The organism is Micromonospora sp. CNZ296, assembly GCF_007827635.1.
Window position 1 is genome coordinate 24,304 of the sequence record NZ_VISW01000004.1, and the last position, 13,387, is coordinate 37,690.

The following is a 13,387-nucleotide window of genomic DNA, read 5'->3' on the forward strand; positions in this document are numbered from 1 at the left end:
AGCGTGACCTCGACCACCGGGAGCGGTCCGTGCATGGAAGACTCGGTTCTCGACGGGCCGTCACGAGCGGCCGGGCAGAACCGGCGCCGCGGGGCGCGGCGAGACGAGTGGGATGGAGACGAACAGTGCCGGGAGTGCGCAACCTGACCCAGGTCGAGGCGACGGAGCGGGCCCGCCTGCTCGAGGTGACCGGGTACGACATCAGCCTTGACCTGTCGACCGCGGTGCAGCCCACCGGTCGCACGTTCCGCTCGGTGACCGAGGTCCGGTTCCGCTGCGCCGAACCGGGGGCGACCACGTTCATCGAGACAGCCGCCGAATCGGTGCGGTCGGCCACACTCAACGGCGAGCCGGTGGACCTGTCCGGCTGGTCCGCCGAGAAGGGACTCACGCTCAGCGGCCTGGCCGCCGAGAACGTGCTGGTGGTCGACGCCGACTTCGGCTACTCCAACAGCGGGCAGGGCCTGCACCGGACCGTCGACCCGGTGGACGGCGAGACCTACCTCTACAGCCAGTTCGAGACCGCCGACGCGCAGAAGGTCTACGCCTGCTTCGACCAGCCCGACCTGAAGAGCGTCTACACCTGGCACGCCACCGTCCCGGACCACTGGCGGGTCGTGTCGAACATGCCGGTGGCCCGCGAGGAGGCCGCCGGTGAGGGCCTGAAGACGGTGCACTTCACCGTGTCGGAGCGGATGAGCACCTACATCACCGCGCTCTGCGCCGGGCCGTACCACGAGGTGCGGCGCACCCACGACGGCATCGACATGGGCTACTTCTGCCGGGCCAGCATGGCCCCGCACATGGACGCCGACGACCTGCACCTGATCACCACGCAGGGCTTCGACTTCTTCCAGGAGAAGTTCGGGGTGCGCTACCCGCTGCCCAAGTACGACCAGCTCTGGGTGCCGGACTTCAACGCCGGCGCGATGGAGAACTTCGGCTGCGTCACGCACGCCGAGTCGCACTACATCTTCCGCTCGCAGGTCACCGACTTCGAGTACGAGCAGCGCGCCAACACGATCCTGCACGAGCTGGCGCACATGTGGTTCGGTGACCTGGTCACCATGCGCTGGTGGAACGACCTGTGGCTCAACGAGTCGTTCGCCGAGTGGGCCAGCCACTGGTGCAACACGCACGCCACCCGCTTCACCGACGCCTGGACCACGTTCCTGTCGATCCGCAAGAACTGGGGTTACCGGCAGGACCAGCTCTCCTCCACCCACCCGGTCTACTGCGAGATGCCGGACCTGGAGGCCGTCGAGGTCAACTTCGACGGCATCACGTACGCCAAGGGCGCGAGCGTGCTCAAGCAGCTCGTCGCGTACGTGGGCGAGGAGCCGTTCCTGGCCGGCCTGCGCGCCTACTTCGGCAAGTACGCCTGGGGCAACGCCACCTTCGACGACCTGCTGTCCGAACTGGAGGCGGCCTCCGGCCGGGAGCTGCGCAAGTTCGCCGCCCAGTGGCTGGAGACCGCGCAGGTCAACACGTTGCGCCCGGAGGTGACCATCGGCGCCGACGGCACGTACGAGCGGGTGGTGGTCCGGCAGGAGGCGCCGTCGGCCTACCCGACGCTGCGTACCCACCGCATCGGCGTCGGCCTGTACGACCTGACCGACGGCCGGCTGGTGCGCCGCGAGCTGATCGAGACGGACGTGACCGGCGAGCTGACCGAGCTGTCCGAGCTGCACGGCAAGCCGGCCGCCGACGTGCTGCTGCTCAACGACGAGGACCTCACGTACGCCAAGCTGCGGCTGGACGAGCGGTCGATGGCCACTGTGGTGCAGCACATCGCCGGCTTCGACTCGTCGCTGGCCCGGGCGCTGTGCTGGACCGCCGCCTGGGACATGACCCGCGACGCCGAGCTGTCGGCCCGCGACTACGTGGCGCTGGTGCTGGCCGGGCTGACCGCCGAGACCGACATCAACCTGGTGACGGCCACGCTGCGGCAGGCGACCACGGCGCTCACCTTCTACGCCGACCCGGCGTGGGCGCCGACCGGCTGGGCCGACCTGGCCCGTACCGCGCGGACCGCGCTCGCGGCGGCCGAGCCGGGGAGCGGCTTCCAGCTCGCCTGGGCCCGGTCGTACGCCTCGTCGGCCCGCTCCGGTGAGGACCTGGCCACGCTGCGCGGCTGGCTGGACGGCAACGGGGTGCCGGAGGGGCTGACCGTCGACACGGAGCTGCGCTGGACGGTGCTCCAGTCGCTGGTCGCCAACGGCGCGGCCGGTGCCGCCGACGTGGACGCGGAGCTGGCCGGCGACCGTACCGCCAGCGGCGAGCGGGAGGCCGCGTACGCGTACGCGCTGGTGCCGACCGTCGAGAACAAGGCCGCGGTGTGGGCGCTGCTCACCGGCCCGGACGCGCTGCCCAACTGGCGCAACCGGGCGCTGTTGCAGGGCTTCACCCACGCGGCGCAGGTCGAGCTGACCGCGCCCTACCGGGAGCGGTACTTCGCCACGGTGGACCAGGTGTGGGCGCAGCGCGACAGCGAGCCGGCGCAGGAGTTCGTGCAGCTCGCCTACCCGGCGCACCTGGTCGAGGAGGACACCGTCGCGGCCACCGACGCGTGGCTGGCCCAGGACGGCCGGCCGGCGTCGCTGCGGCGGCTGGTCGCCGAGGGCCGCGACGGCGTGGTCCGCGCGCTGAAGGCCCGGGAGCGGGACGCGCGCAGCGCCTGAGTGAGGCACGTCGGCCGGGGCCGGCGCGGGTGGCAGTCCGCGCCGGCCCCGGCCGTTGTCGTGGGCCAGCCCCGCTGACACGAGAAAGCCCGGCCCACGCGTACGCGGGGCCGGGCTTCGTCGTGTGTGCGGGCGGGGATCAGCCCTTGCCGGCGTGGCTGGCGAGCTGGTCGAGGCCCTGGATGATGCCGCCGGCCAGGTCGCCGCCGCCGAAGGAGGCCACCATGGAGAGCGCGGCCAGCTTGGCGTACGTGTCCGGGATGCGCTTGCGCGCGTACTTGCCGGTGACGATCTCCAGCTGCCGCTGGTTGGGCGACACCGCGATCAGCACCGAGCGGTCCGGGTCGGCGAGCTGGCGGTGCAGCCGCTCGGCGTGCTCCCGGATCGGCTCGTCGAGGCCGCCGACGTAGACCGAGAAGACCAGACCGGTGCCCTGGTCGGCGAGGCGCAGGGCCTCGTCGATGCGGAGCAGCTGACGGGTCGAGAACGGTCCGTCCAGCACCTCGGGCGGGGTGCCCGTCCCCGTCGTGGGCCGCGCTTCACCAACGGTCACTTGCGCCTCCGGTTCCACCGGCCGGCGCCTCCCGGCCGGCCTGCTCCTGCTTGCGGCTGGTCAACGCCGGCGCCTGCGCCCCGGCGGCCAGCGCCGTGCCGGCCGAGTCGGCCAGCTGCTCCGGACGGCCCAGGAACCAGACCGGAGTGAAGTCGAAGGGCCGGCCCGGCCGGTAGCGCTTGGCGCCGCCACCGTTGCCGCGGCTGCCGACGGCCGCCAGGGCGGCGATCAGCAGCACCGCGGCGGCCGGGATGCCGACGAAGACCACCAACGTCTCGGTAACAGACAATCCCAACGCCCCCAGGCGGAAAGAGAGACCAGGAATGGTGCGGGTCGGCCGGTCAGGACCGGTCGCGCCCCACGTCACTTGTGATGTTCACGTTAGCGGAGTCGGCGGCCCGCCAGATTGCGGGGTGCTGATCCCATCCGTCACTCCGGTACTCCAGTTGCGCGGCAGTGGCGAGCAGTGTCGCGTCGTCGCCGTACCGGCCGGTGAGGAGCACCCCGACCGGAAGCCCGTCGGTGGTCCGCCCGAGAGGTAACGAAACGGACGGATCGCCCGTGACGTTGAAGACCGCGCAGTACGGCGAGAAGCGCCGCTGCCGGTCGAAGTCCTCTGCCGGTTCGAGGGCGGCGAACGCGCCCACCGGCGCCTGCGGGGCCGCGAGCGTCGGGCAGAGCAGCAGGTCACACCCGGCGGTACGGCGTACGCCACGGCGTACCTGCGCCTGGAGTTCGCCGAGCGCGGCCATCAGCCGGGCCGCGCCCAGCGCCTCGCCGCGCTCGCGCAGGTACCGGGTCAGTGGCAGCAGGTCGCCCTCCCGCCCGGCCGGGACGGGGGTGACAGCCAGCGCGTACCAGACGGTCTCGAACAGCGGCCACGCCTCGGGGCCGAGCGGCGCGGGGACGTCGACCACCTCGTGGCCGGCGTCGGTCAGCAGCGCGGCGGCCCGGTCGACGGCGGCCACGCAGTCCGGGTGGACCGGTTCGTCGGCGAGCATCGGCGTGGTGAAGCGGCCGACGCGCAGCCGGCCGGGGCCGGTGACGCGGGCGGCGCGGGTGACGCCGAGGTAGCCGCCGGCGGGCGCGGCCGGCGGCAGGTACGGCTCGCCGGGCACCGGGCGGGCGAGCACGTCGAGCAGCGCGGCCACGTCGGCGACGGTGCGGCCGATCGGCCCGTTCACCGGCAGCCCGAAGCCGCCGAAGCCGAGCGGCCCGCCGGAGACCATGCCCCGGCTGGGTTTGTAGCCGACCAGGCCGCAGAGCGCGGCCGGGATGCGCAGCGAGCCGCCGCCGTCGGAGCCCTGCGCCACCGGCACCAGCCCGGCGGCGACCGCTGCTGCCGCGCCGCCGCTGGACCCGCCCGCGGTGTACGCGAGGTCCCACGGGTTTCGGGCCGGCGGCGCCACCAGCCCTTCCGAGTAGAGCGAGCAGCCGAGTTCGGAGGTGGTGGTCTTGCCGAGGCTGACCAGGCCGGCGTCGGCCAGGAGGCGGACCACGTCGGCGTCGACGGGTGGGACGAAGTCGGCGAAGGCCGCGGAGCCGAAGGTGGTGCGGACCCCGGCGGTGAGCGTGAGGTCCTTGATCGCGGTCGGCACCCCGTGCAGCGGGCCGCACCCCTCGGCCGCGAGCGCGTCGGCGGCCCGGGCGGCGCTCCGGGCCTGCTCGGCGGTGACTGTGACGAACGCGCCGACGGTGTCGCCGAGCCCTTCGACCCGGCGCAGGTGGTGCTCGACCAGTTCCAGGCTGGACAGCTCGCCCCGGCGGATCGCGGCGGCCTGCTCCAGCGCGGTCAGGTCGTGCGGCTCGGCCATGCCGTCCATCCTGCCGGTCCGGCGGCCGGGAGGCCGGGCGACACGTCCGGCGGCCGGTCCACATCCGGGTGATCCGGCCCGCGGCGGCCGGTCCATATGCGGGTGACATGACCGGTTCGGGATGGTCCGCCGGGCGGGCGTGACGCGCAGGATGTGGAGATCGACGCAAGTCGATCGAAGGCCGCCCCCACCACCCCGAGGAGCACGCCGTGCACCACGCACCCGGCACACCGGACCGCCCGTCCCGGCTTCCGCGCGCCCTGCGCCCCCTGCTCGCCCTCGCCCTGACCGCCGCCGGCCTCGCCGCCCTGCCGGTGACCCCGGCCGGCGCCGGTGACGGCGGGCCGGCGGCAGCGCTGGCCGCGAACCCCTACGAGCGCGGCCCCGCGCCCACCACCGCCTCCATCGAGGCCACCCGGGGCCCGTTCGCGACCGCCCAGACCACCGTCTCCGCATCGAGCGTCAGCGGCTTCCGCGGTGGCACGATCTACTACCCGACCAGCACCGCCGAGGGCACGTTCGGCGCGGTCGCGATCTCCCCCGGCTTCACCGCCGGCCAGTCGGCAGTCTCCTGGCTCGGGCCGCGGCTGGCCTCGCAGGGCTTCGTGGTCATCACCATCGACACCCTCTCCGTCTACGACCAGCCGGCCAGCCGCGGCACCCAGCTCCTGGCCGCCCTGGACTACCTGACCAACACCAGCGCGGTACGTACCCGGATCGACCGCAACCGGCTCGCCGTGATGGGGCACTCGATGGGCGGCGGCGGCAGCCTGTCGGCGGCGAACGCCCGGCCCGCGCTCCAGGCGGCGATCCCGCTGACCGGCTGGCACACGACGAAGAACTGGTCGTCGGTACGCGTGCCGACGCTCGTCATCGGCGCCGAGAACGACTCGGTGGCGCCGGTGTCGTCGCACTCGGAGCCGTTCTACACCAGCCTGCCGGCCACGCTGGACAAGGCGTACCTGGAGTTGAACGCGGCCAGCCACTCGGCGCCGACCTCGCCGAACGTGACAGTCGCGAAATACAGCATCTCGTGGCTCAAGCGGTTCGTCGACGACGACACCCGCTACGAGCAGTTCCTCTGCCCGGCGCCTCGCGGCACCGCGATCGAGGAGTACCGGGACACCTGCCCGCACTCCTGAGCCGTTCCGGGTGCGTCTGCCCTCGGCAGACGCACCCGGAGTTCGTCAGCGGCCGAGGAACCGCAGCGCGTTGCCGCCGAGCAACGCGTCCCGCTGCGCGTCGGTGAGGAAGTCCGCCCGGTGCACCACCTGGCCGACCGGCCGCTCCCCCAGCGGGTACGGGTAGTCGCTGCCGAGCAGCACCCGCTCGGCGCCCATGGTGTCCACGAGCAGCCGCAGCGCGGCCGGCTCGAAGACCACCGAGTCGACGTGGAACCTGTCGACGTACGAGCTGGGCGGCGCGCTGGACGCGCCGCGCACCAGGTCTCCGCGGCGGTGCCAGGCGTTGTCGGCGCGGCCCAGCCAGAACGGGAAGCTGCCGCCGCCGTGCGCGAAGCAGATCCGCAGCGTGTCCGGCACCCGGTCGAACACGCCGCCGAGGATCAGCGCGAGCACCGACAGGTGCGTCTCGGCCGGCATCCCGGTCAGCCAGCGGGCCATCCACCGGTCCAGCCGGGGGCCGCCGGGCATGTCCCACGGATGCACGAACACCGGCGCGCCGACCTCGGCGCAGTGGGTCAGGAACTGCACGATGCCCTCGTCGTCCAGGTCCCGGTCGCCGACGTGGTTGCCGATCTCCACGCCGGCGTGCCCCGCCGACAGGCAGCGGTCCAACTCGGCGCAGGCCGCGTCCGGGTCCTGCAACGGCACCTGGCAGAACGGCACCAGCCGGCCGTTACCGGCCGCTGTGACCTCCAGCGTGAGGTCGTTGAAGATCCGGGCCACCTTGACCGCCTGGTCGGCCGGTCGGTCGTAGCTGAAGAACACCGGGGTGGGCGAGACGACCTGCACGTCCACGCCGTCGGCCTCCATGTCGGCCAGCCGGGTCGGCGCGTCCCAGCACTGCGCGCCGATCGGACGGAACTCCGTCTCCCCCACCATGATCATGGCGGCGCGCTCGGAGTCCACCCGCAGCCAGGGCCAGCCGGACCCGCCGCACGCCGCGGCGAGGTCCGGCCACCCCTTCGGTACGACGTGCGTGTGCACGTCCACGACCGGCACGCGTCAGCCCTTGCCCGGGTGCAGCGCGCCGCAGTTGTCGCAGGTACGGGCCTTCTCGTCGGCGTAGAAGGCGGCGAAGACCGGGGGCAGGTCGGCGGCGATGTCGCGGACCTGCAACTCCACCTCGTGCACCTTGTGGTGGCACTCGCCGCAGTACCACTGGAACTTCTCCAGCGTGCCTTCCTCGCGGACCCGCTCGATCACCATGCCGATCGAGCCGGCCTCGGGACGCTGCGGCGAGTGCGGCGTGTTGCGCGGCAGCATCCACATCTGCCCCTCGCGCACGTGCACCGTACGCGGGCCCTCGGGCAGCATCAGGTTGATGTGCATGTTGCCCTTGACCTGGTAGAAGAACTCCTCGTACGGGTCGACGTGGAAGTCCGTGCGCTGGTTCGGGCCGCCCACCACCATGACGATGAAGTCGTCGCTGCCGGGCAGCATCTCCTTGTTGCCCACCGGGGGCTTGAGCAGGTGCTGGTTCTCGCCGATCCAGCCGGAGAAGCTGAACGGCTCGGCGATCTCACTCATGGGAACCTCCCGACGGAAATAGGGCGACGGCCTGCATCTCGATCAGCAGATGCGGGTGCGGAAGCTGGTGCACGGCGACTGTGGTCCGGGTCGGCCCGGTGGCGTCGAAGAACTCCGCCCACACCTCGTTGTAGCCGCCGAAGTCGTTCATGTTGACCAGGTAGCTGGTGACCTGCACCAGGTCGTTCAGGTCGGCGCCGACCGAGCGGAGCAGGTCGCGGATGTTCTCGACCACGGCCCGGGTCTGCTCCCGGATGTCCAGGTCGGTGGTGCCGAACTCGTCCACCGACACCCCGGCGAACGTGTTGTCCGGCCGGCGCGACGACGTACCGGAGACGTAGACGAACCCGCCGGCCACCTTGACGTGCGGGAACGCCCCCCGCGGCACGGCCTTCCCGGCCACCACCCGGGCGGTCACGGCAGAACCGCCTTCCGTTCGCGACTGCGGGGCTCGCAGACCCGGCTCACTCCTCGCGCTCACCGGGCCGCTTTCCGTTCGCGACTGCGGGGCTCGCAGACCCGGCTCACTCCTCGCGCTCACGAGAGGGCCTTCAGAGAGGCGGAACCCAGCTTCTCGACAGTGGCGCGGACGTGCGCACCGGGGCGCAGCGGCACCGCGGCGGTGGCCGCGCCGGCCAGGAACACCCAGCCCTTGCGCAGTCGTACGCCGTGCCGGCCGGCCAGCCGCAGCCCCTCGTCCAGCGCGCGGCGCGGGTCGCCGAGGATGGCAGCGGTCGAGCCGACCTGCGCCACCCGCCCGTCGATCTCCAGCAGCACGCCGAGGTTGTCCAGCCCGTCCGGCACCGGCGACCACGGCCCCACCACGAACGCGGCGGCCGAGGTGTTGTCGGCGATCACGTCCGGCAGCGAGAAGGTGAAGTTCGCGTACCGGGAGTCGATCAGCTCGATCGCCGGGGCGACCGCGCGGACGGCACGGGTGAACGAGCCGACCGGTTCGCCCGGGTCGGGCAGCCGGTCCAGCAGGAACGCCACCTCCGGCTCGACCCGGGGGTGGATGAAATCGCCGACGTCGACGCCGCCGCCGTCGGGCACCCGCATCACGTCGGTCAGCCGGCCCCAGATCACCTCGTCCACGCCGACCTGCGCCATCTTGGCCTTGCTGGTGAGCCCCATCTTGAGGCCGACCAGCCGCTCACCCCGGTCGAGGCGGCGCTTGACCAGCGCGGTCTGCACCGCGTACGCGGCGTCGACGTCGAGGCCGGTCTCGGCGGCCAGCTGCGGGATCGCGGTGGCGTCGTCGGCCGCCGCACCCAGCTTCTCCGCGATGCCGGCGATGTCCGGCCCGATCATGAGTTCTCCCTACCCGCCAGGTCCAATGCCACGTCCACGATCATGTCCTCCTGGCCGCCGACCATCCGGCGACGGCCCAGCTCGACCAGGATCGAGCGGACGTCCACGCCGTACTTGGCCGAGGCCCGCTCGGCGTGCCGCAGGAAGCTGGAGTAGACGCCCGCGTACCCCAGGGAGAGCGTCTCCCGGTCGACCTGGACCGGCCGGTCCTGCAACGGGCGGACGAGGTCGTCGGCGGCGTCCATCAGCGCGAACACGTCGCAGCCGTGCTTCCAGCCGTGCAGCTCGGCGACCGCGACGAAGACCTCCAGCGGCGCGTTGCCCGCACCGGCGCCCATGCCGGCGAGCGACGCGTCCACCCGGACGGTCCGCCCGGACGGCGAACCGAGCGGGCCGTCGCCGAGGATCCGGCCGTGCTCGACCGCCAGCACGCTGTTCGCCACACCCAGCGACAGGTTGTGGTGCGCGTGGATGCCGATCTGCGTCTCGGGTTCCAGCACCTGCCGGTACGCGTCGACGCGCTGCGCCACGTCCGACATCAGCAGCCGGCCGCCGGAGTCGGTGACGTAGACGCAGTGCGCGCCGTACGACTCCATCAGCTTGGCCTGCGCGGCCAGCCCGGCCGGGTCGTTGAGGTGCGACATCATGAGGAACCCGGAGACGTCCATGTCGTTCTCCCGGGCCCAGGCGATGTGCTGGGCGGAGATGTCCGCCTCGGTGCAGTGGGTGGCGATCCGGACGCTGGTCACGCCGAGCGCCTTCGCCGCCTTCAGGTCGGCGATGGTGCCGATGCCCGGCAGCAGCAGCGTGGTGAGCCGCGCGGTGGTCAGCACCTCGGCGGCGGCGGCGATCCAGTCCGCGTCGGCGGCGGCGCCGTGCCCGTAGTTGACGCTGGAACCGGCCAGGCCGTCGCCGTGCGCCACCTCGACCGCCGCCACACCGGCCGCGTCGAGCGCGGCGGCGATGGTACGCACCTGGTCGACCGTGTAGCGGTGGGCGACGGCGTGCATGCCGTCGCGCAGCGTCACGTCCTGGATGTAGAGGTCGGTCATCGGGCACTCACCTCCGGGGAACGCAGCGCCACCAGCCGCTCCGCGGTACGCAGCGCGGCCGACGTCATGATGTCCAGGTTGCCGGCGTACGCGGGCAGGTAGTGCCCGGCGCCGGAGACCTCCAGGAACACCGACACCTGGAGGCCGGTGAAGTGCCGGCCCAGCACCGGCGCGTACGTGTCCACGGCGTCGAACTGCACGTCCTGCTTGAGCCGGTAGCCGGGCACGTACTCCTGCACGGCCTTCACCATGTCGGCCACCGAGGCGGCGATCGCGCCCCGGTCGGCGTCGGCGTCCGGGCACAGGCAGTAGACCGTGTCCCGCATGAGCAGCGGCGGGTCGGCCGGGTTCAGCACGATGATGGCCTTGCCGCGCTCGGCGCCGCCGACCACCTCGATGGCGCGGGCGGTGGTCTCGGTGAACTCGTCGATGTTGGCCCGGGTGCCGGGCCCGGCCGACTTCGAGGCGATCGAGGCGACGATCTCGCCGTACGCGACGGGGGTGACCCGGCCGACCGCGTGCACGATCGGCACTGTGGCCTGGCCGCCGCAGGTCACCATGTTGACGTTCGGCTCGCCCAGGTGCTCGTCGAGGTTCACCGGCGGCACCACGTACGGGCCGATCGCCGCGGGCGTCAGGTCGACGACGGTACGGCCGTGCGCCCGCAGCACCTCGTCGTGACGCTTGTGCGCGCCGGCCGAGGTGGCGTCGAAGACGAGCTGGACGTCCGCGAACTCGGGCAGCGCCACGAGGCCGTCGACGCCCTCGGCGGTGGTGGTCACGCCGAGCCGGCGGGCCCGGGCCAGACCGTCCGAGGCCGGGTCGATGCCGGCCATCGCCACCATGCGCAGGCTCTCACTGAGCCGCAACACCTTGATCATCAGGTCGGTGCCGATGTTGCCCGACCCGAGCACCGCCACTCCGACAGTCATGACGTTCCCTCCGAGGAGAAACAGGTACGCACCGAGCCGAGCCCGGAGATGCGCGCCTCGTACGCGGCGCCGGGCGTGACCGGCACCATCGGCCCGAGCGCGCCGGAGAGCACCACGTCACCGGCCTTGAGCGGGTCGCCCGCCCGGGCCATGGTCGCGGCCAGCCACTGCAACGCGTGCAGCGGATTGCCGAGGCAGGCCGCGCCCGCGCCGACCGAGACCGGCTCACCGGCGTGCTCCAGCACCATGCCGCACAGCCGCAGGTCCACGTCGGCGAGCCGCCGGGGCGCGGTGCCGAGCACGAACAGCCCACTGGAGGCGTTGTCAGCGACCGTGTCCACGATGGAGATGTCCCAGTCGGCGATCCGCGAGTCGACGATCTCGATGGCCGGCAGCACGTGGTCCACCGCCCGGATCAGGTCGACTGTGGTGACCCGCTCGTCCGGCAGGTCCGCGCCGAGCACGAAGGCGATCTCCGCCTCCACCCGCGGCTGGAGCAGCCGGCCGATCGGCACCTCGACGCCGTCGCCGACGGCCATGTCGTCGAACAGCACCCCGAAGTCGGGCTGGAAGACGCCGAAGCTCTCCTGCACGGTCCGCGACGTCAGCCCGATCTTCGCGCCGACGCGGCGGTGTCCCTTGCCCAGCCGTTGCCGGGTGTAGACCTGCTGCACCTGGTACGCGGCCTCGATGTCGCCCTCGGGCAGCAGCCGGCCGCGCAGCGGCGGGCAGGGCTTCCCCTCCTGCCGGGCCACTGCGAGTTCCCGGTTGGCGGCCTCGATGTCCACGGTCATGGCGGCTCCTCGCTTACGTCGCTGGGGATTCCGGCCATTCTGCCCACCGCGCGCGCTCATGACAGGTCCACGCAGACGTTGGTGAGTTCGGAGTAGAAGTCGAGCGAGTGCACGCCGCCCTCGCGGCCCACGCCGGACGCCTTCACGCCGCCGAACGGGGTGCGCAGGTCGCGCAGGAACCAGGTGTTCACCCAGACGATGCCGGCGTCGAGCCGGGTGCCGGCCCGGTGCGCCCGGCCCACGTCCCGCGTCCACACCGTCGCCGCCAGGCCGTAGGCGGTGCCGTTGGCCAGCGCGAACGCCTCGTCCTCGTCGTCGAACGGCGCGACGTGCACCACCGGGCCGAAGATCTCCTCCTGGTTGGTGCGGGCGTCCGCCCCCAGGCCGGTGAGCACCGTCGGCTGCACGTACGCCCCGCCGTCGCGGGCGTCCCCGAAGCGCGGCGTGCCCCCGCCGGCGCGCACCTCGGCGCCCTCGGTACGGGCCAGCGCGTAGTGGCCGAGCACCTTGTCCCGGTGCCCGTGCGAGATGAGCGGCATGTTCGCCGTGGCCTCGTCGTCCGGCCAGCCGTACGCCAGCTCGTCGGCGCGCTTGGCCAGCCGCGCGGTGAACTCCTCGAACACCGGCCGCTGCACGTAGATGCGCTCGGTGCACAGGCACACCTGGCCGCCGTTGGTGAAGCTGGACCGCACCGAACCGGCGACCGCCGCGTCCAGGTCGGCGTCGGCGAACACCAGGCCCGCGTTCTTGCCGCCCAGCTCGAAGCTGACCGCCTTCACGCCGTCGGCGGCGGCGCGCATGATCGCGCTTCCGGTCGCCGACTCGCCGGTGAACGTGATCGCGTCCACGCCCGGGTGCCGGGTCAGGTGCTCGCCGGCCGAGCCGGGGCCGAAGCCGTGCACCAGGTTGAACACGCCGTCGGGCACGCCCGCCGCGGCCATCACCTCGGCCAGCAGCGTGGCCGAGGCGGGGGTCTCCTCGCTGGGCTTGACCACCACGGCGTTCCCGCAGGCCAGGGCCGGGGCGACCTTCCAGGTGAGCAGCAGCAGCGGCAGGTTCCACGGCACGATCACCGCGACCACGCCGACCGGCTTGCGGACCGCGTAGTTCAGCGCCCGGCCCCCGGTCGGGGTGACAGTGGTGAACGACTCGGTGGGCGCGGTGGCCACGATCTCGGCGAACGCCCGGAAGTTCGCAGCGCCGCGCGGGATGTCGAGCGTACGGGCCTGCGAGATGGCCTTGCCGGTGTCGGCGACCTCGGCGGCGACCAGGTCGTCGAAGCGCCGTTCCAGCTCGTCGGCGACCCGGCGCAGCACCTCGGCGCGTTCCCGCTCCCCCATCCGGCCCCACGGGCCGCGCAGCGCCGACCGGGCCGCGGCGACCGCGTCGTCCACTGTCGACTGGGACGCCTCGACCACCTCGAACACCGGCTCGCCGGTGACCGGGCTGCGCTTGGTGAACCGGCTGCCGACGTCGACGAACTCGCCGCCGACGAAGTTGCGCAGCAGGCCGGGACCGTCCGGCGCGTGGCCGGTCATC

General features: G+C 72.8%; 13 protein-coding genes. 2 read left to right on the top strand and 11 right to left on the bottom strand.

Features of this window, described 5'->3' with window-relative positions; translation table 11 throughout:
• Positions 1 to 134 precede the first annotated feature (134 nt).
• A complete protein-coding gene (gene pepN / locus FB455_RS08105; RefSeq protein ID WP_047892637.1) occupies positions 135 to 2,681 on the top strand; it encodes an aminopeptidase N in 2,547 nt (848 codons plus the stop codon).
• A gap of 139 nt (positions 2,682 to 2,820) precedes the next feature.
• Here the strand turns inward: pepN and FB455_RS08110 are convergent, their stop codons facing one another.
• The 3 genes from FB455_RS08110 to FB455_RS08120 are packed head-to-tail and all read right to left on the bottom strand — an operon-like array spanning position 2,821 to position 5,048.
• On the bottom strand, positions 2,821 to 3,234 hold the full coding sequence (locus tag FB455_RS08110) for a DUF5130 family protein (RefSeq protein WP_013475476.1): 414 nt from the start codon (positions 3,232 to 3,234) through the stop codon (positions 2,821 to 2,823).
• A complete protein-coding gene (ctaJ, locus tag FB455_RS08115; RefSeq protein WP_013475475.1) occupies positions 3,221 to 3,523 on the bottom strand; it encodes an aa3-type cytochrome oxidase subunit CtaJ in 303 nt (100 codons plus the stop codon). The genes FB455_RS08110 and ctaJ overlap by 14 nt, the downstream gene beginning before the upstream one ends.
• Before the next feature lie 52 nt (positions 3,524 to 3,575).
• Positions 3,576 to 5,048 (bottom strand): amidase, encoded by a 1,473-nt coding sequence (locus FB455_RS08120; protein WP_145752750.1) that lies wholly within the window; start codon positions 5,046 to 5,048, stop codon positions 3,576 to 3,578.
• Positions 5,049 to 5,257: 209 nt separating this feature from the next.
• On the opposite strand from FB455_RS08120, the gene FB455_RS08125 reads away from it, so the two are divergent.
• On the top strand, positions 5,258 to 6,190 hold the full coding sequence (locus FB455_RS08125; protein WP_013288056.1) for a poly(ethylene terephthalate) hydrolase family protein: 933 nt from the start codon (positions 5,258 to 5,260) through the stop codon (positions 6,188 to 6,190).
• A gap of 45 nt (positions 6,191 to 6,235) precedes the next feature.
• Here the strand turns inward: FB455_RS08125 and FB455_RS08130 are convergent, their stop codons facing one another.
• From FB455_RS08130 to FB455_RS08165, 8 genes are all read right to left on the bottom strand, one after another.
• Positions 6,236 to 7,231, bottom strand: coding sequence for an amidohydrolase family protein (locus FB455_RS08130; protein ID WP_013288057.1), 996 nt, complete (start codon positions 7,229 to 7,231; stop codon positions 6,236 to 6,238).
• 3 nt (positions 7,232 to 7,234) lie between these two features.
• The gene (locus FB455_RS08135) at positions 7,235 to 7,759 is read right to left on the bottom strand and encodes a 3-hydroxyanthranilate 3,4-dioxygenase (RefSeq protein WP_013288058.1); all 525 of its coding nucleotides are present in this window, start codon (positions 7,757 to 7,759) and stop codon (positions 7,235 to 7,237) included.
• On the bottom strand, positions 7,752 to 8,177 hold the full coding sequence (locus tag FB455_RS08140) for a RidA family protein (protein ID WP_145752754.1): 426 nt from the start codon (positions 8,175 to 8,177) through the stop codon (positions 7,752 to 7,754). Before FB455_RS08140 ends, FB455_RS08135 begins: the two co-directional genes overlap by 8 nt.
• Positions 8,178 to 8,296: 119 nt before the next feature.
• Positions 8,297 to 9,070 carry a 2-keto-4-pentenoate hydratase gene (locus tag FB455_RS08145; RefSeq protein ID WP_013288060.1) on the bottom strand — a complete coding sequence of 258 codons (774 nt, stop codon included), beginning with the start codon at positions 9,068 to 9,070 and terminating at the stop codon, positions 8,297 to 8,299.
• Positions 9,067 to 10,122: a 4-hydroxy-2-oxovalerate aldolase gene (gene dmpG, locus FB455_RS08150; protein WP_013288061.1), complete on the bottom strand. Its 1,056-nt coding sequence runs from the start codon at positions 10,120 to 10,122 to the stop codon at positions 9,067 to 9,069. Before dmpG ends, FB455_RS08145 begins: the two co-directional genes overlap by 4 nt.
• Positions 10,119 to 11,054, bottom strand: coding sequence for an acetaldehyde dehydrogenase (acetylating) (locus tag FB455_RS08155; protein WP_013288062.1), 936 nt, complete (start codon positions 11,052 to 11,054; stop codon positions 10,119 to 10,121). The genes dmpG and FB455_RS08155 overlap by 4 nt, the downstream gene beginning before the upstream one ends.
• Positions 11,051 to 11,848: a 2-keto-4-pentenoate hydratase gene (locus FB455_RS08160; RefSeq protein WP_013288063.1), complete on the bottom strand. Its 798-nt coding sequence runs from the start codon at positions 11,846 to 11,848 to the stop codon at positions 11,051 to 11,053. Before FB455_RS08160 ends, FB455_RS08155 begins: the two co-directional genes overlap by 4 nt.
• Positions 11,849 to 11,904: 56 nt before the next feature.
• Positions 11,905 to 13,386 (bottom strand): 2-hydroxymuconic semialdehyde dehydrogenase, encoded by a 1,482-nt coding sequence (locus tag FB455_RS08165; RefSeq protein WP_145753053.1) that lies wholly within the window; start codon positions 13,384 to 13,386, stop codon positions 11,905 to 11,907.
• Between the last annotated feature and the right edge of the window lies 1 nt (position 13,387).

What these genes read in the sequence shown, in the direction of transcription:
- FB455_RS08145 (WP_013288060.1), bottom strand. Translation starts at nt 9,070, where the DNA reads ATGATCGGGCCGGACATCGCCGGCATCGCGGAGAAGCTGGGTGCGGCG.
- FB455_RS08155 (WP_013288062.1), bottom strand. Translation starts at nt 11,054, where the DNA reads ATGACTGTCGGAGTGGCGGTGCTCGGGTCGGGCAACATCGGCACCGAC.
- FB455_RS08165 (WP_145753053.1), bottom strand. Translation starts at nt 13,386, where the DNA reads ATGACCGGCCACGCGCCGGACGGTCCCGGCCTGCTGCGCAACTTCGTC.
- FB455_RS08120 (WP_145752750.1), bottom strand. Translation starts at nt 5,048, where the DNA reads ATGGCCGAGCCGCACGACCTGACCGCGCTGGAGCAGGCCGCCGCGATC.
- FB455_RS08135 (WP_013288058.1), bottom strand. Translation starts at nt 7,759, where the DNA reads ATGAGTGAGATCGCCGAGCCGTTCAGCTTCTCCGGCTGGATCGGCGAG.
- dmpG (WP_013288061.1), bottom strand. Translation starts at nt 10,122, where the DNA reads ATGACCGACCTCTACATCCAGGACGTGACGCTGCGCGACGGCATGCAC.
- FB455_RS08160 (WP_013288063.1), bottom strand. Translation starts at nt 11,848, where the DNA reads ATGACCGTGGACATCGAGGCCGCCAACCGGGAACTCGCAGTGGCCCGG.